At 77.3% G+C, this 25,211-nt stretch carries 6 protein-coding genes; 2 read left to right on the top strand and 4 right to left on the bottom strand.

All coding sequences use genetic code 11. From position 1 onward, the window contains the following. The first annotated feature begins 2 nt into the window (after positions 1–2). Positions 3–641: a transposase gene (locus ACIF8T_RS27845; protein WP_400038845.1), complete on the top strand. Its 639-nt coding sequence runs from the start codon at positions 3–5 to the stop codon at positions 639–641. A 124-nt stretch (positions 642–765) separates the two neighbouring features. Continuing rightward, positions 766–1,461 (top strand): type 1 glutamine amidotransferase domain-containing protein, encoded by a 696-nt coding sequence (locus ACIF8T_RS27840; RefSeq protein WP_400038844.1) that lies wholly within the window; start codon positions 766–768, stop codon positions 1,459–1,461. A gap of 70 nt (positions 1,462–1,531) precedes the next feature. On the opposite strand, the gene ACIF8T_RS27835 is transcribed toward ACIF8T_RS27840, so the two are convergent. From ACIF8T_RS27835 to ACIF8T_RS27820, 4 genes are all read right to left on the bottom strand, one after another. Beyond that, positions 1,532–3,997: a SpoIIE family protein phosphatase gene (locus ACIF8T_RS27835; protein ID WP_400038843.1), complete on the bottom strand. Its 2,466-nt coding sequence runs from the start codon at positions 3,995–3,997 to the stop codon at positions 1,532–1,534. Positions 3,998–4,078: 81 nt separating this feature from the next. Continuing rightward, positions 4,079–4,594: a GNAT family N-acetyltransferase gene (locus ACIF8T_RS27830; protein WP_400038842.1), complete on the bottom strand. Its 516-nt coding sequence runs from the start codon at positions 4,592–4,594 to the stop codon at positions 4,079–4,081. 239 nt (positions 4,595–4,833) lie between these two features. Then, positions 4,834–5,037, bottom strand: coding sequence for an MbtH family NRPS accessory protein (locus tag ACIF8T_RS27825; protein ID WP_155072829.1), 204 nt, complete (start codon positions 5,035–5,037; stop codon positions 4,834–4,836). 110 nt (positions 5,038–5,147) lie between these two features. After that, complete coding sequence (locus ACIF8T_RS27820) at positions 5,148–25,205, bottom strand: non-ribosomal peptide synthase/polyketide synthase (RefSeq protein WP_400038841.1); 20,058 nt, start codon at positions 25,203–25,205, stop codon at positions 5,148–5,150. Between the last annotated feature and the right edge of the window lie 6 nt (positions 25,206–25,211).

Genomic DNA, 25,211 nt, shown 5'->3' with positions numbered 1-25,211 from the left:
CAATGGCTTCGTCGCGGCGTTCGTGGCCGGTGTCACCTTCCGGTACGTTCGGCAGGCCGCTCAGCGCCACGGCGGCGCCGCACCGGCCGGCTCCGACGTTCCTCGACGCATCGGGTGTGTCGCTCCTGCCGCAGGTCCGTCGCACTTACGCGCCCCGCGGCCAGACTCCCACGCTGCGGCATCGGCTGAGCCGGAAGCGTGCCTGGATGGCCGCGGCTCTCGACTGTCACGCCGCCGGCCCCGAGCGCGGGCCGCGTCTGTGTCTCCACCTCAAGCCCGGCAGCTACGACACCGCCGGACTCGTCGAGGTCCTGGAGCAGATGAAGGTGTTCTACCGCGGGGAGCGGGTGGTCCTGGTCCGGGACGGACTGTCCGCCCACTGGAGCCGGGCCATGCGGACCCGGGCCGCCGAACAGGACTGGCTCACCCTGGAGCGATTACCGGCTTGCGCACCCGAGCTCGACCCGGTGGAACTGCTGTGGTCCGCGCTGAAGAAACGCGAGCTCGCCAACCTCGCCGGCGACCACCTCGCCGACGTCGCCGAACAAGGCATCCACCGCATCGACCACAACCCACGCCTGCCCTGGTCCTTCCTCACCCCCACCGGCCTCACCCTCCACCCACCAAACCCACCCGACTAACGAAAAGATCAGCAGGACACGAGCCATGCGGAATCCTATGGCAGCCATAGGATCCGGCATTGGAAACCCGGAGGCCGGCCGCCGTACCGTCGGGGCATCGTCCGACGCAAGGAGAAGCACCACCATGTCGAAGATCCTCTTCGTCGTCACCGGCGCCGACCGGTGGACCCTGGCCGACGGCACGCTCCACCCGACCGGGTTCTGGGCCGAGGAGGCCGTCGCCCCGTACGAGGCGTTCACGGCGGCCGGTCACGAGGTCGTCGTCGCCACGCCCGGCGGGGTCGTGCCCACCGTCGACCGGGCCTCGCTCGCGCCCGAGGTGAACGGCGGGCAGGAGAACGCCGACCGCGTCGCGGCGGCGCTGGACGCCTTCACCGGCCTGCGGAACCCGGTCGCGCTGGAGGAGGTCGACCTCGACGACTACGCGGCCGTCTTCTACCCCGGCGGGCACGGTCCGATGGAGGACCTCGCGGTGAACGCCGACTCCGGCCGGCTGCTCGTCCGGGCGCTGGAGTCGGGCACGCCGCTCGGTGTCGTCTGCCACGGTCCGGCCGCGCTGCTGGCGGCCGTCGGGCCCGACGGCCGGAACGCCTTCGCGGGGTACGAGGTGGCCGCGTTCACCAACGCGGAGGAGATCCAGGGCGGCCTGGCCGGCAAGGCGAAGTGGCTGCTGCAGGACCGCCTCACCGAGGCCGGTGTCGTCGTCCGGGCCGGGGAGCCGTGGGCGCCGCACGTGGTCGTCGACCGCACCCTGGTCACCGGGCAGAACCCGGCCTCCTCCGCTCCGCTCGCCGACGAGCTGCTGAAGCGGCTGGGTTAGTCCCCCGGTCCGGTGCGCGGGGTGCCGCCGGGCGCGGGTCGTCGCCGGGCCCGGGTCCCGGCGTGTCCGGCTACGCCGGCGGGCCGGGCTCCCGGCGCTCGACCTGCATCTCCGCCCACACCTGCTTGCCGCCGCTGGCCGGCACGGTCCCCCAGGTAGCGGACATCGCCTCGACCAGGAGGATGCCGCGACCGCCCGTGGCCTCCCAGCCGATGCTGGTCGGTTTGACGGGGGTGCGGGGCGAGGCGTCGGCGACCGCGACGCGCAGCCGGTCGTGGAGGAGGGTGAGGTCGAGGCGGACCCGGCCGTCGGTGTGCACCAGGGCGTTGGTGACCAGTTCGGAGACGATGAGCAGCGCCGGGTCGACGCCCTTGGTCACGCCCCAGGAGCGCAGGGTGCGCCGGGTGAAGCGGCGGGCGTGCCCGACCGCCTGCGGCACCCGCCACACCGTCCAGCTCTCCCGCAGCGGGCGCAGCGCCATCCCGTCGTAGCGCATCAGGAGCAGGGCGACGTCGTCGCTGCGGGGGGCGTCGCCGAGCAGGGTGTCGGCGACCTGGCCCAGGTGGGCGGGGTCGGCGGCGGCCAGCTGGCGGACGAGGCGGTTCATGCCGACGTCGATGTCGACGGCGGCGGACTCGACGAGCCCGTCGGTGGTCAGGACGAGCACGGCGCCGGGCTGGAGCCGGAGCGGGCTCATCGGGTACTCGGCCTGTGCCACCACGCCGAGCGGCGGGCCGCCCTCGCTCTCGGCGATCTCGGTGCTGCCGTCCGGGTGGCGCAGCACCGGCGGCAGGTGCCCGGCGCGCACGCACCACGCGGAGCCCTCCTCCATGTCGAGGTCGACGTAGGCGCAGGTGGCGAAGAGGTCGGTCTCCATGTCCGTCAGCAGGCGGTTGGCGTGCGAGACCACCACGTCCGGCGGGTGCCCCTCGACGGCGTAGGCGCGCAGCGCGGTGCGCATCTGGCCCATGAGGGTGGCGGCGCCCGCGCTGTGGCCCTGGACGTCGCCGATGACGAGGGCGACGTGGTGGTCGGGCAGCGGGATCACGTCGTACCAGTCGCCGCCGAGCTCCAGGCCGGCCGTGCTGGGCAGGTAGCGGGCGACGGCGACCGCGCCCGGCAGCCGGGGCAGGCGGCGCGGCAGGAGCTGGCGCTGGAGCATGCCGACGAGTTCGTGTTCGGCGTCGAAGGCGCGGGCCCGCGTCAGGGCCTGCCCGGCGAGGCCGGCCGAGGCGGTGAGCAGGGCGCGTTCGTCGGGGCCGAAGTCGTGCGGGCTGTCCCAGCCGATCAGGCAGCAGCCGGCCATGCGGTTGCCGGCGGGCAGCGGCAGGACGGCGAGGCCGCCGCGGCCGACGTCGGCGAGGGCGGGCTCCAGCGGGGTCCCGGCGGGCCAGATGCGGGCGCGGCCCTCGCGCAGGGCGGCGGCGAGGGTGGGCATGGCCCGTACGGGGGCGTCGGGCCATTCGGTGCGCCACTCGGTGCGCCACAGCTCGGGCCAGGCCTCCGGCTGCGGCGGGTCGAGGACGGTGACGACCAGCCGGTCGTTCTCCAGTTCGGCGAGCGCGATCCGGTCGGCGCGCAGCGGGCGGCGCAGGGCGGCGACCACGGCCTCGCCGACGTCGCGGACGGTGACGGCGGTGGCCAGGGCGGCGGCGAGGCGCTGCACGCGGCCCACGTCGGTGATGCCCGGGCGCAGGGTGGAGGCGTCGACGACGGTGCCGACCATGCGGGCCGGGTGGCCCTCGCCGCCGGGCAGCAGGCGGCCGCTCAGCCGCAGCCACCTCGGCGGCCCGGCGGGCTGGAGCACCCGGAACTCCAGCTCGCGGTCGCCGATCGACATGTGGTCGGCCTCCACCACGGACATCAGCGACGGCAGGTCCTCGGGCACGGTCAGCCCCAGCAGGGTCTCCACGCGGCCGTCGAACTCCGCCGGGGCCAGGCCGAACAGGTCCAGGATGCCGTCGCCGACGCGGACGCGGCCGGTGTCCATGACGAGGCGGAAGGCGTACGGCGGCAGCTCCGCGCTCTCGGCGGCCGCGGGCGGGACCGGGAAGGCGACGGCCGCGGCGACGAGCTCCAGGCACGTGCGCTCCTCGGGGCCGAAGCCGCCGGGCCGCTCGCTGACGGCGAGCAGGCAGCCCCCGCCGTCCGCGCCGGGCAGGGGCAGGGCGGCGACGGAGAAGTCCCGCACCGGCACCTGCCCTGCCCGCGCGGGCGCGGCGAGCTCGTCGGGGCCGAGCCACACCGGCCGGTCCTCGCGGTGGGCCCGGGCGGCCGGGGACCCGCCGTCGAGGGCGTAGCTGTCCCGTACGCCGTACAGGGCCCTGGGCACCCCGGCCGACTCCGCCAGGCACAGCAGCTCGCCGTCGTCGGCGGGGGTGTACACGGCCGCGAGGGCCGCGTCCGCGAAGACGAGCGCCTGTTCGAGGACGCGGCGCACCCGTCCGGGTGACTCCTGGTCGGCCGCGATCGCCCTGAGGGCCGTCTCGGCACGCAGCGTTCGCGTTGCGCGTCTCGTAGTGCCCTCACCGACCACGTCCGTATTACAACGCGTCCACGGCGGCGGCGCAGCCCCAGTGCACGGCCCGGTGCGCTCCCGGGCGCCGGTCCGCCCGGTTCAGGGCCGGGGGTCCGTCGTGGCGACCACCAGCATCCGCGTCACCGTGCCGTCGTCGCCGACCACGTCGCGCACGTGCCGGAAGCCCAGGCGGCGGCAGAGGGCCAGACTGGCGGTGTTCTCCGCGCCCACCATGCCGTAGGCCTCCGTCAGGCCGAGGTCGTCGGCGGCGTGGCGCAGCAGGCCGCGGACCACCTCCGAGCCCAGGCCCTTGCCCCAGTGGGACGGGGCGAGGGCGGCGACGAGTTCGTGGCCGTCGACGTTGCCGGTCCGCTTCACCTCCGCGTGGCCCACGTAGGCGCCCTCGTGCCACAGGCCCCACACGTCGAAGCGGCGGGTGGGGTAGACGTCGGTGAGGATGGCGCGGAAGAGCGCGCGGACGTCGGCCTCGGGGATCCGCTCCTGGCCCATCCAGCGGCAGACCTCCTCGTCGCGCAGCAGGCCGACGAAGGCGTCCTCGTCCTTCGGCCGGTAGGGCAGGAACTCCAGCCGTTCGGTGCGCAGTTCGGGCGTCATGGGTCTCCTCGGTGGGAAGCGGGCCCGGGGGGGGGGGGGGGGGGGGCCCCCCCCCCCCCCCCCCCCGGGGGGGGGGGCCCGCGGGGGGCCGCCCCCCCCCCCCCCCCGCCCCCCCCCGGGGGCCCGCGCCCCCCCCCCCCGGGCGGGGGGGGCGGGGGGGGGGGGGCGGGGCCGGGCGGGGGGGGGGGGGGGGGGGGGGGGGGGGCCCCCCCCCCCCCCCCCCCCCCGGGCCCCGGGGGCTAGGCTCCGGCGTTCTCCATCCGCTCCCGCAGGCTGCGCGGCCGCATGTCGGTCCAGACCTCGTCCACGTAGGCGGAGCACTCGGCCTCCGTGCCCTCCTTGCCGACGGGGTGCCAGCCGGCGGGCACCTCCACGTCGACGGGCCACAGCGAGTACTGCTCCTCGTCGTTGCGCAGGACCTGGTAGCGGGTGTTCTCGTCCATCGGGTGCTCTCCTGTCGTGAGGTGGTGCCGGTCGGTGCAGGTCGGGTCGGTGGGCGGGGCCGGGCACGGTGCCCGGGGGGCTCCCGGCCGGTGCCGGGGGCGCGGGGGCGTCACCGGCGGCTCCGGGCGTGCCGGGCGATGTGGCGCAGGGCCTCGGCGAAGTCGGCGGCGGCGCGCCGTACGCCGGCCGGGTCGTGGACGTCGGCGCGGTGGTGCCAGGTGAAGGCCAGACGGCCGTCCTGCACCGCGCCCACCACCTCCAGCGGGTGCGAGCCGCCGTCCCGGGGGTCGTGGTCCCGGCCGCAGGAGCCGTGCTCGGCGCGGACCAGGCCGCCGCCGGGGCCGCCGTCGCCGGAGGCGGCGCGGGCGTCCCACTGGCCGAGGTAGTTGAACACCACCTGGCTGTGCGCCGCCGCGCCGAGGCGTTCGCGCACCTCGGGCGGGCCGAAGGTGCGCAGGGCGCCGAAGCCCAGTCCGTTGCCGGGGACCGCGCGCAGCTGGCGGCGGACCGACTTCACCAGGGCGCGCCAGTCGCGGTCCGCGGCGAGGTCGCCGGGGTCGTCCACCCGGAGCGCGACCGGGTGGACGGTGGTGAACCAGCCGACCGTGCGGGACAGGTCGACGTCGTCGAGCACGTCCTCCCGGCCGTGGCCCTCCAGGTCCAGGCGGACCCGGTCGCCGCCCGTCCAGCGGGCCAGCGCCAGCGCGAGGGCGGCCAGCAGGACGTCGTTGACGCGGGTGCGGTAGGCGCCCGGCGCGGCCCGCAGCAGGGCTTCGGTGTCCTCCTCGTCCAGCTCGACGGTGAGGGCGCGGGTCTCTCCCGCGTCCGCCGGGGGCGTGTCCGCGCCGGCCGCCGGGGGCGGGGCGGCGGCCACCGTCTCCTCCCAGTACGGCAGCTCGTGGTCCAGGCCGCCGTCGGCGACGTGCGCGGCGAGCCTGCGGGCCCAGTCGCGGAAGGAGGTGGTGCGCTCCCCCAGGGCCACCGGCTCGCCCCGCCGGGCCTGCGCGTAGCCGGCCTCCAGGTCGTCGCGCAGGATCCGCCAGGACACGGCGTCGATCACCAGGTGGTGGGCGACCAGGAGGAGGAAGGCCGGGCGGCCGGGGTCCCCGGTGAACAGGGCGGCCTTCAGCAGCGGTCCCCGCCCGAGGTCGAAGCCGGCGTGCAGCTCGTCGGCGGCCTCGCGCAGGGCCGCGTCCGCCGCCGCGGCGGACAGTCCGGCCAGGTCGTGGTGGTCGAGGACGGGCTCGGCGTCGCCCGGCGGCGGGTTGAACTGGTGCCAGCCGCCGGCGTCCCGGGTGAAGCGCATGCGCAGCGCGTCGTGGTGGTCGAGGAGCGCCGCCAGGGCCGTCCGCAGGGCTGCCGGGTCGGGCGGGCCGTCGAGCTCCCACAGGGCCGACTGGTTGAAGTGGTCGTGGCTCGCCCGCGGCGTGGTCAGGAACCACTCCTGGATGGGGGTCAGCGGCACGTCACCGGTGACCGGGCCGTCCTCGGCGCGCTGCGGCGCGGAGCCGGCGACGGCGGCCAGCTCGGCGACGGTCTGGTGGGTGAACAGGTCGCGGGTGGCCACGTGCAGGCCCTCCCGCCGGAGCCGGGACACCACCTGCATGGTGAGGATCGAGTCGCCGCCGAGGTGGAAGAAGTTGTCGTGCGCGCCGACCTCGTCCACCCCGAGGACGTCGGCCCAGATGCGGGCGACACGGCGTTCGGTGTCGGTGCGCGGCGCGGTGCGCGGCCCGGCGGCGGTCTGCGCCGGTCCCGGTTCGGGCAGGGCCCGCCGGTCGGTCTTGCCGTTCGGGGTGAGCGGCAGGCGCTCCAGCGCCACGAACGCCGACGGGACCATGTACGGCGGCAGCAGCCCGGCCAGGTGCTCGCGCAGGTCCGCCGGGTCCGGCCCGTCCTGGGTGCCCTCGGCGGGGACGACGTAGGCCACGAGCCGTCCGGGGCCGTCGGCGCGGACCACGGCCACCGCGTCGCGCACCCGGGGGTGGCGGCGCAGGGCGCTCTCGATCTCGCCCGGTTCGATGCGGAAGCCGCGCAGCTTGACCTGGTCGTCGGCCCGTCCGGCGAAGACGAGCTGCCCGGCGGCGTCCCAGCGGGCCAGGTCGCCGGTGCGGTACATCCGCTCCCCCGGCGCGCCGAACGGGTCGGCGACGAACCGCCGCGCGGTCAGGCCCGGGCGGTTCAGGTAGCCGCGGGCGAGGCCGGGTCCGGCCACGTACAGCTCGCCGGTGACGCCGGGCGGGACGGGCCGCAGGGCATGGTCGAGGACGTGGACGCGGGTGGCGCCGGCCGGGCGGCCGATCGGCGGGACGCCCGCGCCCGGGGTCAGCGGGCCGGTCCAGGTGGCGACGACGGTGGCCTCGGTGGGGCCGTAGGAGTTGATCATGCGGCGGCCGGGGGCCCACCGCTCCACCAGGTCCGCGGGGCACGCCTCGGCGCCGACGATCAGGGTCCGCAGCTCGGGCAGGGCGCCGGACGTGCCGGGGTCGACGGTGGCCAGGGCGGCGGGCGGGATCAGCGCGTGGCTGATCCGCCGTCCGGCGAGGACCTCGGCCAGCCGCTCCCCGACCAGCGGTCCTTCCTCGCCGGTGACGAGCGTGGCGCCGCCGAGCAGGGACACGCACAGCTCCAGGACGGAGGCGTCGAAGCTGGGCGAGGCGAACTGGAGCACCCGGTCGCCGGGGCCGGCCGCGTAGCGTTCGGCCGCGGCGGCGGCGAACCCGGCCAGTCCGCGGTGCGGCACGACCACGCCCTTGGGGGTTCCGGTGGACCCGGAGGTGTAGATGACGTAGGCGGGGTGGTCGGGGGTGAGGGCGGCGGTGCGGTCGGCGTCGGTGGGGGCCGTGCCGGGCCCGGCGGCGTCCCGGACCTCCGCCGGGTCGGCCAGCACCAGGTGGGCGCCGGCGTCGCGCAGCATGAACTCCCGCCGCTGCTCGGGGTAGTCGGGGGCGACGGGCAGGAAGGCGCCGCCGGCCTTGGCGACCGCGAGCTGCGCGACGACCGTCTCGGCGGAGCGGGGCAGGGCGAGGGCGACGACGCGCTCGGGGCCGACGCCGAGGCCGATGAGCCGGTGCGCGAGCCGGTTGGCCCACCGGTCGACCTCGGCGTACGTCCACTGCCGGGCGCCGTCGGCCAGGGCGGGCGCGTCGGGGGTGCGGGCGGCCTGCCGTTCGAACAGCTCGGGCAGGGTCGCCGCCGGCACCGGCCGGGCCGTGCCCCGGCCCTGCTCCAGGACGCCCCGCAGCGTCTCCTCGGAAGCCAGCGGCAGGGCGCCCAGCGGACGGTCGGGGTCCTCGGCGACGGCGGTGAGCAGTGTGGCGAGCTGGCCGGCCATGCGCTCGGCGGTGGCCGCGTCGAACAGGTCGGTGTTGTAGGTGAGCAGGCCGTCCAGGGCCCCGGAGGGGGTCTCGGCGAACTCCAGGGTGAGGTCGAACGCCGCGTGCCGCAGGTCCGTCTCGACGTCGGTGACCTCCAGGCCGGGCAGGTCCAGGCCGGCGGCCGGGGTGTTCTGCAGGACCACCATCACCTGGAACAGCGGGGTGCGGCTGGTGTCGCGCACCGGCTGCACCTCGTCCACGACCTGCTCGAACGGCACCTCCTGGTGCGCGAAGGCGTCCAGGACCGTGGCGCGCACGTCGGCGAGGAACGCGGGGAACGGCCGCTCGGGCTCGACCCGCGAGCGCAGCACCAGGGTGTTGACGAAGAACCCGATCAGGCGCTGGGTCTCGGCCCGGTCCCGGCCGGAGGTGACGGTGCCGACGGCGATGTCCCGTCCGCCGGACAGCCGCGCGAGGTAGGTCTGCGCGGCGGCCACGAGCGTGGTGAACAGGGTGGTGCCCCGGTCCCGGCCGACCTGCGCGAGGCGGCGGGCGGTGTGCGGCGGCAGGGAGAGCCGGGCGGTGGCGCCCGAGCGGGTGCGCACCGCCGGGCGCGGCCGGTCGGTGGGCAGGTCCAGCGGTTCGACGCCGGCCAGCCGCTCCTTCCAGTAGGCGAGCTGGTCGCCGGCCGCGCCCGCGGTGCGCTGCCAGTGGGCGTAGTCGGCGTACTGCACCGGCAGCGGCGGCAGCTCCCCGTCCCCGGCACCCGTCTCGGCCCGGTACAGGTGGGCGAGGTCGCCGGTGAGCACGGCCGTCGACCAGCCGTCGGTGACGATGTGGTGCAGCGTCAGCGCGAGCACGTGGTCGTCGTCGGCGAGCCGGACCAGCGCGGTGCGCAGCAGCGGGCCGCGGCGCAGGTCGAACGGGCGGGTGCGGTCGTCGGCCAGCAGGGCCTCCAGCCGGGCCGTGCGGTCCGGTTCGGGGAGGGCGGCCAGGTCGTGCAGCGGCAGCGGCACGTCCTGCGGCGGATGCACGATCTGCACGCCGTGGCCGTCCACCGAGTCGAAGGTGGTGCGCAGCGACTCGTGCCGGGCGACCAGCGCGCGCAGTGCCGCGGCCAGGGCCCGGGTGTCGAGCGCGCCGCGCAGCCGCAGCGCGAGCGCGGTGACGTACTCGGCGCCGCCGGGCGCGAACTCCTCCAGGAACCACAGGCGTTGCTGGGCGTACGACATGGGGGCCGCGGTGTCGCGGGCGACCGGGACGATGCCGGGCCGCCCGGGGGTGCCGCCGGACGGCGTCCGGGCGAGCAGGGCGGCGAGCCCGGCCGGGGTGGGGTGGGTGAACACGGCCCGCGGCGACAGCTCCGTGCCGAACGCCTCGGACAGGCGGGCGGCGAGGCGGATGCTGAGGATGGAGTCGCCGCCCAGCCGGAAGAAGTCGTCCTCCACGCCGGGCGGTTCGGTGCCCAGCACCTCGGCGAAGACGTCGGCCGTGCGGCGCTCGGCCTCGGTGCGCGGCGCGGTCCGCGCCGCGCCGGGGTCCGTGCCCGCCTCGGGGGCGGGGGCCGGGAGCGCGGCCCGGTCCACCTTGCCGTTGCCGCTCAGCGGCAGGGCCGCCAGCGGGACGAACGCCGCGGGGACGAGGTAGTCGGGCAGGGTACGGCGGGCGAACGCCAGCAGGCCGGGCAGGTCGTCGCCGGCCGGGCCGACCACGTACGCCACCAGGCGCCGGCCGCCCGGGCGGTCCTCGCGGGCCAGGACCGCCACGTCCGCGACCCCCGGGGCGGCCGCCAGGGCGGCCTCCACCTCGCCGGGTTCGACGCGGAACCCGCGGATCTTGACCTGGTCGTCGGCGCGGCCCAGGAACTCCACCGTGCCGTCCGGGCGGCGCCGGGCCAGGTCGCCGGTGCGGTACATCCGCTCCCCGGGCGGGCCGGACGGGTCCGCGAGGAACCGGGCCGCGGTCTCGCCGGGCCTGCCCAGGTAGCCGCGGGCCACGCCCTCGCCGGCCACGTACAGCTCGCCCGCGCAGCCCGGCGGGACGGGGCGCAGCCGGGCGTCGAGGACGTGCACCCGCAGGTCGTCCAGGGGCCGGCCGATGGGCACGGTGTCCGGGACCGCCGCCGGGTCGGTCAGGGCGTGGGACGTCGCGAAGGTCGTCGTCTCGGTCGGCCCGTAGCCGTCCACCACGGTCAGGCCGGGGCAGGCGGCGAGCACCCGGCGCACGGCCGCCGCCGGGACCACGTCACCGCCGGTCCACACCTGCCGCAGCCCGGCGAAGCAGTCCGGCGCGTCCTGCGCCAGCAGCCGGAACAGGCCGGCGGTCAGCCACAGCGCCGTCAGCCCGTCCTCGCGGGCCAGGGTGCGCAGCAGGGCCGCGTCCAGCGGGCCGTCGGGGGCGACCACGACGCAGCCGCCGCCCAGCAGCGGCGCCCACACCTCGAAGGTCGCGGCGTCGAACGCCACCGGCGAGTGCAGCAGCACCCGGGCGCACACGCCCCCGCCGAAGCGGCTGTCGGTGGCCAGCGCCGCCACGTCCCGGTGGCGCACCGCGACCGCCTTGGGCTCGCCGGTGGAACCGGAGGTGAACATCACGTAGGCGAGGCGGTCGGGGTCGGCGGGCGGGAGGACCGGTCCGCCGGCCGGGGCTGCCGCCTCGCCGGCCGGGGCTGCCTGCCGGGCCGCGGCGACCTCCCCGGCGGTCAGCCGGACCCCGGCGTCCGCCCTGGCGAGCAGGGTGCGGCGGCGGTCCTCGGGGGCGCGGGTGTCCACCGGTACGTAGGCGCCGCCGGCCTTGAGGACGGCGAGCTGGGCGGCCACGAGTTCGGCGGAGCGGTCCATGAGCAGGGCGACCCGGTCCTCCGGGGCGAGGCCGCCGGCCAGCAGCCGGGCCGCCAGCCGGTCCGACCAGTCGGCGAGCTCGCGGTACGTCAGCCGCCGGTCGCCGTCGCGCAGCGCGACCGCGTCCGGGGTGCGGCGCACCTGCTCGGCGAACAGGTCCACCGGCGAGGCGGGCGCCGCCCGCCGCGCGGGGGCGTTCCACGTGTCCAGGAGGGCCCGGTCGGCCGGGGTCAGCAGGTCCAGCCCGGCCACGTCGCCGTCGGCGCCGTCGGCCAGGGCGGTGAGCAGGGCGGCCAGGCGGGCGGCGGCGCGCTCCACGGTGTCCCGGTCGAACAGCGCCGTGTCGTAGGCCAGGTCGAAGCCGAGCCGGTCGGCGAGGTGGGCGCGCAGGCACAGCGGGAAGGTGGTGGCGTCGTCGGCGCGGACCTCCTCGACTCGGACGCCGGTGCGGGCCGTGGCGGACGCGTCGACGGGGTAGTTCTCGAAGACGACCATGCTGTCGAACAGCGCGTCCCCGGCCGGGACGCCGCTCAGGGCCTGGATGCGGGGCAGCGCGAGCCAGTCGAAGCGCCGGGCGTCGCTCTGCTCCTCCTGCACGGCGCGCAGCCACGGCAGCACGCCGCCGCTCCCGGGCACCCTCACCCGGGTCGGCACGGTGTTGATGAACATGCCGACCATGGACTCCACGCCCGGCAGGTCGGCGGGGCGGCCGGAGACGGTGGTGCCGAACACCACGTCGCGCTGCCCGCCGTACCGGGCCAGCAGCAGCGCCCAGGCGCCCTGCACCACGGTGTTGACGGTCAGTCCGGCGCGGGCGGCCGTCTCCCGCAGCCGCCGCGAGACGTCCGCGTCGAGCTCGCGGGTCACGGCCGCCCCGGAGCGGGCGCGGTGCGCCTCGGCGGGCGTGCGGTCGTAGGGCAGCGGGGTGCGGGCGGTGACACCGGCCAGGGCGTCGGCCCAGTACCGTTCGGCCGCGCCGGTGTCCTGGGCGTCCAGCCAGCGCAGGAAGTCCGCGAACGGGCGCCGGACGGGCGGGGCGGCCTGCGGGCCGCCGGTGAGCGCGGCGTACGCCTCGCACACCTCGGTGAGCAGGTGCGCCGTGCTCCAGCCGTCCAGGATCAGGTGGTGGGTGGACCACAGCAGCAGGACCTCGTCGCCGGGCAGCGCGGCGAGCGTGACACGGGTGAGGGGCGCGCGGGTCAGGTCCATGCCGGCGGCGCGGTCCTCGGCGAGCAGCCGCTCGGTCGCCGCCGCGCGTCCCTCGTCGGTGAGGTGCCGCCAGTCCAGGTGGGTGACGGGCAGCTCGGCGCGGTCGTGGACGACCTGCACCGGGTGCGGCAGGCCCTGCCAGTGGACGGAGGTGCGCAGCGCCGGGGTGCGGTCGGCGACCCGCTGCCAGGCCGCCGCGAACGCCGCCGGGTCGGCCACCCCGGACAGCCGGACCGCCGTCCGGTCGAAGTAGGCCCCGGCGTCGTCGACCAGGCCGTGGAAGAGCATGCCGGACTGGAGCGGGGTCAGCGGCAGGACGTCGGCCACGCCCCGCCCGTCGCCGATCAGCCGGTCGAGCCGGTCCTGGGCGAGGCGGGCGAGCGGGAAGTCGGACGGGGTCCGGCCGCCGGCGTCCGGGCGGGCGCAGTGCGCGACGATCTCGCGCAGCGCCGCGCACATCTCCTCGGCGAGCCGCCGGACGACCGGCTCGTCGTACACGGCCGGCGGGTAGGTCCAGCCGAGCTCCAGCCGGCCGTCCTGGACGGCGCCGGTGATGTCCAGCAGGTAGGGGCGGGGCTCGTCCGGGTCGGTGTCGCGGCCGGCCGGCGGCAGGGCGGCGCGGTACAGGCCGTCGCCGGTGCCGCGGCCCGCGTCCCACCGGCCGTGGTAGTTGAAGCCGACCCGCGGGTGCGGGGCGCCGGCCAGGGGGCTGTCCGGCAGCAGGTGGCGCAGCGCGCCGTGGCTGAGGCCCCGCAGCGGCACGGCCCGCAGCTGTTCCTTGACGGCCCGCAGGGTGTCGTGCCACCCGGCGTCGGGCGCGACGCGCAGGGCGAGGGGGAACTCGGCGGTGAACCAGCCGACGGTGCGGGACAGGTCCACGTCGTCGAAGAGGTCCTCGCGGCCGTGGCCCTCCACGCCGACCAGCACGGTGTCGCGTCCGCACCAGCGGGCCAGGGTGCGGCCCAGGGCGCTGAGCAGCACGTCGTTGACCTGCGTGCGGTACGCCTCGGGGACCCGGCGCAGCAGGGCCTCGGTGTCCTCGGCGGTCAGGCGCACGGTGACGGTGGCGGCGGTGCCGTGGGTGTCGGGGCCGGGGCGGCCGGGCGGCAGGTCCGCCGGGGCGGTGCCGGTGCGCTGCCAGTACGGGAGGTCGGCGTCCAGGGCGCCGGAGCGGGTGTGCCGCTCCAGGCGGGCCGCCCAGTGGCCGAACGAGGTGCCCGTCGGGGGCAGTTCGACGGGCCGGCCGTCGGCGGCGGCCCGGTGGGCGGCCTCCAGGTCGGCGAGCAGGATCCGCCAGGAGACGCCGTCGACCACCAAGTGGTGGACGGTGACGACGAGTTGGGCGGGGCGGTGCGGGCCGCCGTCGAAGTGCAGGACCCGGACGACCCTGCCCTCGGTGGGGTCGAGGGAGGCCTGGGCCGTGTCCGTCGCGCGCTGCACCCGCGCCTCCGCGGCCGCCAGGTCGGCGTCGGCCAGGTCGTGCCGGGTGAACACGCCGTCCGGCGCGTCCGGCAGGACCTCCTGGCGCCAGCCGTCCTCGGTGCGGCGGAAGCGGGTGCGCAGCGCCGGGTGGTGGCGCAGCAGCGCCTCGACGGCCCGGCGCAGGGCGGCCGGGTCGGTGCCGGGGGCGAGTTCCAGGCGCTGGGTCATGGTGAAGCGCAGCGGGTCGCCGGGGCGGCGGCCGTCGAGGTACCAGCGCTGGATCGGGGTGAGCGGCGCCTCGGCGGGCTCCGGGCCGTCGGGCGTCCCCGCCGGGCGGGGGGCGGAGCCGGTGGCGCACAGGGCGAGTTCGGCGACCGTCTGGTGGCGGAAGACGTCCTTGGTGGTCAGGGCGAGTCCGGCCTGCCGGGCCCGGGAGACGATCTGGATGCTGAGGATCGAGTCGCCGCCGAGGGCGAAGAAGTTGTCCCGCGCGCCGACGCGGGCGACGCCGAGGACCTCCGCCCAGATCGCGGCCAGGCGCTCCTCGGTGCCCGGGCGCGGGGCCACGTACGCCGTGCCGCTGTCGGGCTGCTCCGGCGGGGCGGGCAGGGCGCGCCGGTCGGTCTTGCCGCTGCTGGTGCGCGGGATGCGGGCCAGCGGCACGAACGCGGCGGGCACCATGTGGTCCGGCAGCGTCCTGCGCAGCGCGACCCGCAGCGCGTCGGCGGACGGCGGGGTGCGGTCCGCGGTGGGCACGACGTACGCCACGAGCACCGGCCGGCCGGCGTGCTCGCGGACGGCGACCGCGGCCTCGGTGACGTCCGGGTGGGCGAGGAGCGCGGCCTCCACCTCGCCGGGCTCGACGCGGAACCCGCGGATCTTGACCTGGTCGTCGACGCGGCCCAGGAACTCCAGCAGGCCGCGGTCGTCCCGGCGGGCCCGGTCGCCGGTGCGGTACATCCGCTCCCCCGGCGCGCCGAACGGGTCGGGGAGGAAGCGGGCCGCGGTCAGGCCGGGCCGGTTCAGGTAGCCGCGGGCGACCTGGGCGCCGGCCAGGTACAGCTCGCCGGGGACGCCGGGCGGGACGGGCCGCAGCGCGCCGTCGAGGACGTAGGCGCGCAGGTTGCGGCCCGGGCGGCCGATGACCGGGCGGTCGGGGCGGTCGGCGGGGCGGCCGTAGGCGGCGTCGACGGTGCACTCGGTGGGGCCGTACATGTTGTACACGGCGATGCCGAGGCCGCGTTCGGCGTCGCCCAGGTCGCGCCAGGCGGCGGCGGGGACCGCCTCGCCGCCGACGAGCAGCAGCCGGGGGTGGTGGCGGCCGGGGGCGAGGAGTCCGGCGGCGGTGAGCTCGCGCAGGAAGGACGGGGTGACGTTCACCAGGTCCAGGCGGCGTTCGTCGACCAGGGCGCAGAACGCGTCGGGGTCCAGGCGCACGTCCTCGTCGACCAGGTGGACCTCCTGGCCGAGGGCGAGCAGCAGCGGCCCCTCCCAGGAGGTGTCGAAGGCGAAGGACGCGCTGAGCGCGGCGCGCAGCCGGTGCCCGTCGGCGGTGTGCGGGGCGACGAGTCCTTCGCGGTGGTCGTGGCAGAGGTTGACGAGCTGGCGGTGTTCGACCGCGACGCCCTTGGGCCGGCCGGTGGAGCCGGAGGTGTAGACGACGTACGCGGTGTTCTCCGGGCGCAGCGGAGCGGTGCGGTCGGCGTCGGCCGGGTCGTGGGCGGGCAGCCGGTCCCAGGGCACCTCGCGCAGGGCGTCCGCCGTGAGCACGGTGTGCGGGGCGGCGTCCCGCAGGAGGAACGCGACGCGCTCCTCGGGCAGGTCCGGGTCGAGGGCCAGCAGGGTGCCGCCGGCCTTGAGGACGGCGAGCAGCGCCACGTACGCGTCGGAGGTGCGCGGCAGCCGGACGGCGACCACGCGTTCCGCGCCGACGCCCCGGGCGATGAGGTGGTGGGCCAGCCGGTTGGCGCGGTCGTTGAGGGCGGCGAAGCCGAGGGTGGCGTCGCGGGCGACCAGGGCGGTGGCGTGCGGGGTGCGGGCGGCCTGTGCCTCGAACAGGGCCGGGAAGGTGGCGGCGGGCACCGGCAGCCGCTCGCCCTGCCACTCCTCCAGCACCCGCCGCCGTTCGGCGCCGGTCATCAGCGGCAGCGCGCCGGTGGCCCGGTCGGGGTGCTCGGCGGCGGCCTCCAGCAGCAGCCCGAGCTGTGCGGCCAGGCGTTCGGCGGTGGCGGCGTCGAACAGGCCGGTGTTGTACTCCAGGTAGCCGGTGACGCCTCCGTCGCGCTCGACGAAGTCGAAGGCGAGGTCGTAGGTGGCGTGCCGGACCGGCGGCGTCACCGGTTCGACGTCCAGGCCGGGCAGGCGGGGGGTCTCGGCGCCCAGGTTGTGCAGCGCCACCATGACCTGGAACAGGGGGGTGCGGCTGGTGTCGCGCTCGGGCCGGAGGGCGTCCACCAGCCGTTCGAAGGGCACCTCCTGGTGGGCGAACGCCTCCAGGACGGCGGTGCGGACGTCGCCCAGGAGCTGACGGAACGTCATGTCCGGCCGCACCCGGCTGCGCAGCACCAGGGTGTTGACGAACATGCCGACCACGTCGTGCAGTTCGGGCTGTTCCCGGCCCGCGGCGACGGTGCCGACCGCGACGTCCTCCTGGTCCGCCCAGCGGGCCAGCAGCACCGTGCAGGCCGCCAGCAGGGTCATGTACAGGGTGGCGTCGGCGTCCCGGCCGGTCTCCCGCAGCCGGTCGGTGAGCGCGGCGGGCAGGTGGAAGGTGACCAGGGCGCCGTCGCGGGTGCGGACGGCGGGGCGCGGCCGGTCGGTCGGCAGCTCCAGCGGGGCCAGTCCTTCCAGCGCGTCGCGCCAGTAGGCGAGTTGCTTCTCGGCGAGGTCGGTGCGGGCGCGCTGCCAGGCGGCGTAGTCGGCGTACCGCACGCGCAGCGCGGGCAGCCGGGGCGCGCGGTGCTCGTGGGCCGCCGTGTACAGCTCGGCGAGGTCCCGGCCGAGCACGCCGACGGACCAGCCGTCGGTGACGATGTGGTGGACGGCCAGGACCAGGACGTGCTCGTCGGCGGCGAGCCGGGCCAGGCGGGCCCGCAGCAGGGGGCCGCGGGCCAGGTCGAAGGGGGTGGCGGCCTCGCGCTCCAGGAGGGCGTCCAGCACCCCGGGGCCGCCGCCGGTGAGGTCGTCGGCCGGCAGCTCCACCGGGTGCGGCGGGTGCACGGTCTGCCGTGCCTGCCCGTCCCGGTCGGCGAAGGTGGTGCGCAGCGCCTCGTGCCGGGCCACCAGGCCGTCCAGGGCGGTGCGCAGGGCCGCCTCGTCGAGCCGGCCGCGCAGCCGCAGCACGGACAGCGTCGTGTACTCGGTGCTGCCCGGCTCGAAGCGGTCCAGGAACCACAGGCGCTGCTGCGCGTACGACAGCGGCACCGGGGCGTCCGGGTCCGCGGCCGGGATGACCTCCGCCGCCCGGTGCGGGTCCGGGTCGCCGAGGGCGGCGGCCAGGTCGGCCAGCCTGGGGTGGGTGAACAGCAGCCGCGGGGAGACGTCGGGTCCGAAGGCCGCGCGCAGCCGGGAGGTGACGCGCACGGCGAGGATCGAGTCGCCGCCAAGGGCGAAGAAGTCGTCGCCGGTGCCCACCTCGTCCGTGTCCAGGACGTCCGTCCAGGCGGCGGCGACGGCGCGTTCGGCGGGGGTGCGCGGTGCGCTGCGGTCGGCGCCGGAGGCGAACCCGTCCGGTCCGGGGGCGGGCAGCGCGCGCCGGTCGAGCTTGCCGTTGACGGTGAGGGGCAGCGCCGCCATCGGGACGTAGGCGGCGGGCACCATGTGGGCGGGCAGCAGGCGCTCCAGGTGGGCGCGCAGGTCGGCGGCGGACGGCGGGCCGGTGTGCCCGTCCGCGCCGACGACGTGGGCGACCAGCCGCCGCGTTCCGGAGCCGTCCTCGTACACGCCGACCGCGGCGGCGCCGACGCCCGGGTGGGTGTGCAGGGCGGCCTCGATCTCGCCGGGCTCGATGCGGTAGCCGCGGATCTTCACCTGCTGGTCGGCGCGGCCGAGGTACTCCAGGGTGCCGTCGGCCCGCCACCGGGCGCGGTCGCCGGTGCGGTACATGCGGCTGCCGGGCCGGCCGAACGGGTCGGCGGGGAACCGGGACGCGGTCAGGCCGGGGCGGCCGAGGTAGCCGCGGGCCAGGCCCTCCCCCGCCACGTACATCTCGCCCACGGCGCCGGGCGGTACGGGGGCCAGGTCGCCGTCGAGGACGTAGATCCGCAGGTCCGGTATGCCGGTGCCGATGGGGCTGGCGGTGCCCGCGGCGGCCGTCGCACGGTCCAGGGGCGCGTGGGTGACGTGCACGGTCGTCTCGGTGATGCCGTACATGTTGACCAGGCGCGGGGCGGTGTCCGGGTGGCGCGCGTACCAGTCGGCGAGCCGGGTGACGTCCAGCGCCTCGCCGCCGAAGACGACCGTGCGCAGGGCCAGCCGCCCGCCGAGCTCCGGGTGCTCGGCGTCGGCGCGGATCAGCGGGTAGAAGGCGGACGGGGTCTGGTTGAGGACGGTGACCCGTTCGTCGGCGAGCAGCCGCAGGAAGTCCTCCGGGGAGCGGGCGGTGTCGTCGGGGACGACCACCAGCCGGCCGCCGTGCAGCAGCGCGCCCCACAGTTCCCACACCGAGAAGTCGAAGGCGTAGGAGTGGAACAGCGTCCACACGTCGTGCTCGTCGAAACGGAACCAGTCGCGGGTGCGGGTGAACAGCCGGACCACGTTGGCGTGCGGTACGACGACGCCCTTGGGGCGGCCCGTGGAGCCGGAGGTGTAGATGGTGTAGGCGGCGTTCTCCGGCAGGGGGCGGCGGGCCGCCGGCGGGCCGCTCGCGGGGCGGCGGGCGAGGTCGTCGCGTACGGCGGGGTCGTCCAGGGCGAGGACGGGGACACCGGTGCCGGGCAGGTCCTCGAAGGCGCCGGCGGCGGGCACGCCCGTGCCGGCGGCCCGTACGGCCGTCTCCCCGCCGGTGACGAGGAGGACCGGCGCGGCGTCGGTCAGCAGGTGGGCGACGCGCTCGGCGGGCAGCTTCGGGTCGATCGGCAGGTAGGCGGCGCCCGTCTTCAGCACGGCGAGGACCGCCACGACCAGGTCCGTGGAGCGGGGCAGGGCGAGCGCGACGTGGCGTTCGGGGCCCGCCCCGGCCTCGGCGAGCCGGTGGGCGAGGCGGCCGGCCGCCGCGTCGAGCGCGGCGTAGTCGAGCCGGTCGTCGCCGCAGGTGACGGCGATCGCGCCGGGAGTGCGGGCGGCCTGCGCCTCGAACAGGTCGACCAGGGTCTCGGCGGGGCGGCCGTGGGCGGTGCCGTTCCAGTCGGCCAGCATCCGCCGCCGCTCCCCGGCGGTCGTCCAGGCCAGGGCGCGCAGCGGGCGGTCGGGCCCGTCGGCGATCTCCGTCAGCAGCAGGCGCAGGCGGTCGGCGAGCGAGCGGACCGTAACCTCGTCGAACAGGTCCGGGTCGTAGGCCAGGTCGAAGCCGAGCCGTTCGCCCTGGTGGGCGCGCAGGACGAGGGGGTAGTTGGTGGCGTCGCGGGAGGTGACCTCCGCCAGGCGCACCCCGGAGCCCGCGGTGCGGGCCTCGTCGAAGGGGTAGTTCTCGAAGGCGACCATGCTGTGGAACAGCGGGGTGCCGGACGGCACGTCGCTCAGCGCGGTCAGCTCGGCCAGGGAGACGGCGGCGAAGCGCCGCGACTCGGCCTGCGCCCGCTGGAGGTCGCGCAGCCAGTCGGCGGTGGTGCGGCGCCGGTCGACGTGGACGCGCGTGGGCACGGTGTTGATGAACATGCCGACCATCGACTCGGCGCCCGGCAGGTCGTCGGGGCGTCCGGACACGGTGGTGCCGAACACCACGTCCGTCTCCCCGCTGTAGCGGGCCAGCAGCAGCGCCCAGGCGCCCTGCACCACCGTGTTGACGGTGAGTCCGGCCTGCCGGGCGGTGGCGGCCAGCGCGGCGGACGCCGCCTCGGGCAGGGCGGCGGTGTGGACGGCGGCGGAGCGGGCCGCGTGCGTCTCGCGCAGGGGGCGGTCGGCGGGCAGCGGGGTGGGGGTGGCGAACCCGTCGAGGACCGTGCTCCAGTGCGCGCGGACGGCGGCGGTGTCCTGTCCGGCCAGCCAGCGCACGTAGTCGCCGAAGGGGCGGCGCGCGGGCGGGCTCGCCTCGGCCCCGGCAATGAGGGCCGCGTACTCCTCGGTGACCTCGGTGAGGACCTGGGCCAGGCTCCAGCCGTCCAGGATCAGGTGGTGGGAGGTCCACAGCAGGTGCAGCCGGGCGTCGGGCAGCCGGACCAGGGTGAGCCGCATCAGCGGGGCCGTGCCGAGGTCGATGCCGCGCGCCAGGTCGTCGGCGCGCAGCCGCGCCAGCCGCTCGGCGCGCCCGTCCGGGTCCGTCTCCCGCCAGTCCAGGTGGGTGACGGGCACGCGCACCTCGCGGTGCACGACCTGGAGGGGCACGGGCACGTCCTCCCACACCACCGAGGTGCGCAGGGCGGGCGTGCGGTCGGTGACGCGCTGCCAGGCGAGCGCGAAGGCGTGCGGGTCGGCGACGCCGTCCAGCAGCAGGGCGGCCTGGTCGACGTAGACGTCGTCGTCGCCGCCGACCAGGCGGTGGAAGAGCATGCCCTCCTGGAGCGGGGTCAGCGGCAGGATGTCCTCGACGCCGCGGCCGTCGCCGGCCAGCCGGTCCACGCCGGCCTGGTCCAGGCGGGCCAGGGGGAAGTCGGAGGGGGTGCGGCCGCCGGCGTCCGGCCGGGCGCAGTGCTCGGTGATCGCGGTGAGCGCGCCGGTCATGGCGTCGGCGAGCGCGCGGACGGTGTCCTCGTCGTGCACCTGGTCGCTGTAGTGCCAGGTGATCTCCAGTTCGCCGTCGGCGACCACGGCGGTGACGTCCAGCAGGTGGTCGAGCGGCTCGTCGGCGGCGACGTCCCGGCCGGGCACGTCGGCGGCCGGGGCGAAGTCCCGCCCGGCGGAGCCGTCCCACTGCCCGTGGTAGTTGAACGACACCTGCGGCAGGGGCACGTCCCGCAGGGCGCGGGCGGCCGGGTCGGGCGAGCCGAGCCGGGCCAGTGCCTCGTAGCCGAGGCCGCGCCGGGGCACGGCGCGCAGGCGCTCCTTGACGGCCTTCAGGGTGGCGGCCCAGTCCGGCGCGGCGGACGGCCCGGCCGGGGTGAGGGTGACGGGGTACTGAGTGGTGAACCAGCCCACCGTGCGGGACAGGTCGACGGTGTCGTCCTCGCGGCCGTGCCCCTCCAGGGCGACGGTCACGTGCGCGGTGCCCGCCCAGTCGGCGAGCACCCGGCCCAGCGCGCTGAGCAGGACGTCGTTGACCTGGGTGCGGTAGACGCCGGGCACCCGGCGCAGCAGTGCCCCGGTGGTGGCGCGGTCGACGCGGGTCCGCACCGTGCGCACCGATCCGGCCGACGGCGTGCCGGGCCGGTCGACGGGCAGCGGGGTGCGGGGCGCGGCGGCCTCGGCGGTCCAGTACGGCAGGTCGTCGTCCAGTTCGCCGTCCCGGACCCGGCGGGACAGGTGCGCGGCCCACGCGGTGAACGGTGTGGTGGCGGGCTCCAGCCGGACCGGTTCCCCGGCGGACGCCTGGCGGTACGCCTGTTCCAGGTCGGCGAGGAGGATCCGCCAGGAGACGCTGTCGACGGCGAGGTGATGGGCCGTCAGGAAGAGCTGGGGGCGCTCCCCGGCCGGCAGCAGCAGGGCGGCGCGCAGCAGGGCGCCGGCGGCCGGGTCGAGGGCGGCGCGGGCGGCGTCGGCGGCCCGCTCGCGGAGGGGGGCGGCGGCGCCGTCGGCGGGCAGGACGTGCCGGGTCAGCAGGCCGGTGGCCGGGCCCGCGCCGGGGTGCTGCTCCCAGGTGCCGCCGGTGCGGACGAACCGGGTGCGCAGCGCCGGGTGGTGGGCGGCCAGCGCCTCCAGCGCCCGTTCCAGGGCGGGCTCGTCCAGGTCGTGGGGCAGATCCAGGAGGAGCGACATGGCGAAGTGCCGCAGCGGGCCGTGCGTGGCGAAGAACCACTCCTGTACGGGGGTCAGCGGGGCGGGCCCGTCGTCCGCCGGCAGCCCGGGGGCGGGCGCGGCGGGCCCGGTCCGGCGGGCCACGGCGGCGGCCAGGTCGGCGACGGTCTGGTGGCGGAAGACGTCCTGCGAGGTCAGGTGCAGGCCGGCGGCGCGGGCGCGGGAGACGGCCTGGATGCCGAGGATGGAGTCGCCGCCCAGCTCGAAGAAGTTGTCGGTGGCACCGACTCTGCGCACGCCCAGCACCTCGGACCAGATGCCGGCCAGCGTCATCTCCTGGGGGGTGCGCGGGACGACGAACTCCTTGTCGCGTCCGGCGGTGTCGAGGTCGGGGGCGGGCAGGGCCCGGCGGTCCAGCTTGCCGCTGGTGGTCAGCGGGAGGGCGTCGAGCACGGTGAAGGAGGACGGCACCATGTGCTCGGGCAGGACCCGGCGGCAGGCCTCCCGCAGCGCGGCGGCGGTGGGGTGCGCGGCCCCGGCGGCGGGGACGGCGTAGGCGGCCAGGCGGGTGTGGCCGTGCGCGTCGGCCACCGCGACGACGGCCGCGGCGGTGACCTCGGGCAGGTCGAGGAGGGCGGCCTCGATCTCCCCCGGCTCGATGCGGTGGCCGCGCACCTTCACCTGGTCGTCGGCGCGCCCGAGGTAGTCCAGACGCCCGTCGGCGGTCCAGCGGGCCAGGTCGCCGGTGCGGTACATCCGCGCGCCGGGCGGCCCGAACGGGTCGGCGACGAAACGGGCGGCGGTCAGGCCGGGGCGGCGGGCGTAGCCGCGGGCCACCTGGGCGCCCGACAGGTACAGTTCGCCGCCGACCCCGGGCGGCACGGGCCGGAGCCGGCCGTCCAGGACGTAGGCCCGCACGTTGGGCAGCGGACGGCCCACCAGCGGGCGGCCGTCGCCCTCGATGCGGCAGGCCAGGGCGTCGACGGTGCACTCGGTGGGGCCGTAGAAGTTGTACGCGGCGACGCCGTCGTGGGCGGCCAGTTCGCGCCACAGGGCCGGGCCGATCGCCTCGCCGCCGAGCATCAGCACCCGCGGCCGGTGGCGCGGGTCGGTGAGCAGCCCGGCGGGCAGCAGCTGCCGCAGGTAGGACGGGGTCAGGTCGAGGAAGTCGACGCGGTGGGCGACGACGTACTCGACCAGGGCGGCCGGGTCCAGCCGGGTGGCCTCGTCGACGAGGTGCAGCCGGTGTCCGCCGGCCATCAGCACCACGCCCTCCAGCGAGGTGTCGAAGGAGAACGACGCGGTCAGCGCCACCCGCAGCGGCCCGCCGCCCGCCTCGGCGACGAACCCCTCGCGGTGGGCGGCCAGCAGGTTGGCCAGCGAGCGGTGCGTGACGGTGACGCCCTTGGGCCGGCCGGTGGAGCCGGAGGTGTAGAGGACGTACGCGGTGTGGTCCGGGTCGGGCGGGGCGGGCCGGCCGGCGCCGGCCGGGCCGGTGTCCGGGGCGGTGGCGGGCACCGCGCGCAGCGCGGCCTCGTCCAGGACCAGCGCGGGGCGGGCGTCGTCGAGCAGGAACCGTACGCGGTCCTCGGGCAGGGACAGGTCGACGGGCAGGTAGCCCGCGCCGGACTTCCACACGGCGAGGATCGCCACGATCATGTCGGCGGTGCGCGGCAGCCGCAGCGCGACCAGCCGCTCGGGGCCGGCGCCCCGGGCGACGAGGTGGCGGGCCAGCCGGTCGGCGCGGGCGTCGAGCGTCGCGTAGTCCAGGTGTTCCCCGCCGGCGACCAGGGCGGTGGCGTGCGGGGTGCGGGCGGCCTGCTCCTCGAAGAGCCGCGGGCAGGTGGTGTCGGGGACCGGGCGGGCGGTGGCGTTCCACTCGTCGGTGACGCGGCGCAGCTCCCGCGGGGAGAGCAGGGGCAGGGTGCCCAGCGGCCGGTCCGGTTCGGCGGCGGCGCCCTCCAGCAGCCGCAGCAGCTGGTCGGCCATGCGCCGCGCGGTGTCCGGGCCGATCAGGTCGGTGCGGTACTCCAGCAGCCCGGTCAGCCCGTCCCCGTCGGGGACGAACTCCACGCTCAGGTCGAAGGTGGCCGCCTGCCGGGGCACGGCGACCGGGACGGCGGCCAGGCCCTGCGGGTCGGGTGCGGCGGGCGGCTCGGGGTGCAGCAGGACCATCACGTCGAACAGGGGGTTGCGGCCGGCCTCGCGGGGCGCGCCCACGGCCTCCACGAGCCGTTCGAAGGGGGTGTCGCCGTGCGCGAAGGCCCCGTTGACGGTGTCGGCGGCGGCGGTCAGCAGGTCGTGGAAGGTGCCGGTGGTCTCCACCCGGGTGCGCAGGGCGACGGTGTTGGCGAAGAAGCCGACGGCCCGTTCGAGGTCGGTGCGGGAACGGCCGGGGGTGAGGGAGCCGACGGTGACGTCGTCCTGTCCCGACCAGCGGGCCAGCAGCGCCTGGCAGGCGGCGACCAGGGCGGTGAACAGGGTGGTGTGCCGCCCCGCCGCCAGCTCGCGCAGCCGGGCGGTGACGTGCGCGGGGACGCCGAAGGCGTGCACGGCTCCGGCCCCGGACTCCTCGCCGCGGCGCGGGCGGTCCAGCGGCAGTTCGGGCGGTACGGCCCCGGACAGGTGCTCCTTCCAGTACGCGAGGTGACGCTCAAGACGGGCGCCGGACAGCTCCTGGCGCTGCCACACCGCGAAGTCCGGGTACTGCGCGGCCACCGGCGGCAGGCCGGGGGCCGCGCCCCGCACGAGGGCGTCGTAGGCGGTGCACAGCTCCTGGAGGACCACGCCCATCGACCAGCCGTCGGTGACGATGTGATGGGCCGTCAGCAGCAGGACGTGCGCGGTGTCCGTCTCGCGCAGCAGCAGGGCGCGCAGCAGCGGGCCGGTGCGCAGGTCGAAGGGGCGGGAGTACTCGGCCAGCAGCGCGGCGTCCAGCGCGCCGCGCGGCCGCCCGGCGTCCGGGGCCTGCTCGGCGTCCGCCGCGTCCGCGGTGCCCGGCGCGGGCAGGTCGCGGACCGGCAGCGGCACCGGCCCGGCCGGGTGGACGGTCTGCACGGGCCGGCCGTCGTGCTCGTCGAACGTGGTGCGCAGCGCCTCGTGGCGCTCCACCACGAGGGCCAGCGCCCGGGCGAGGGCCGCGTGGTCGAGCGTCCCGGTCAGCCGCAGCGCGACGGCGCTGTTGTAGCGGGCGTCGCCGGGCCGCAGCCGGTCCAGGAACCACAGCCGCTGCTGGGCGAAGGACAGCGGCAGCGGCCGGGTGCGGTCCGCCCGCGGGATGCCCTTGCGGGCGGGTGTGCCGGCCGCGCCGGCCCGTCCGGCGAGCCGGCGGCGCAGTGCCTCCTGGAGGTCCTGGGGCAGGGCCTCGGCGCGGTTTCGCTTCGAAGACGTCATGGTCGT

Source organism: Streptomyces sp. NPDC085946, assembly GCF_044540485.1.
In the GTDB taxonomy this organism is placed as follows: Bacteria; Actinomycetota; Actinomycetes; order Streptomycetales; family Streptomycetaceae; genus Streptomyces.
This window is presented reverse-complemented; position numbering and strand designations above follow the sequence as displayed.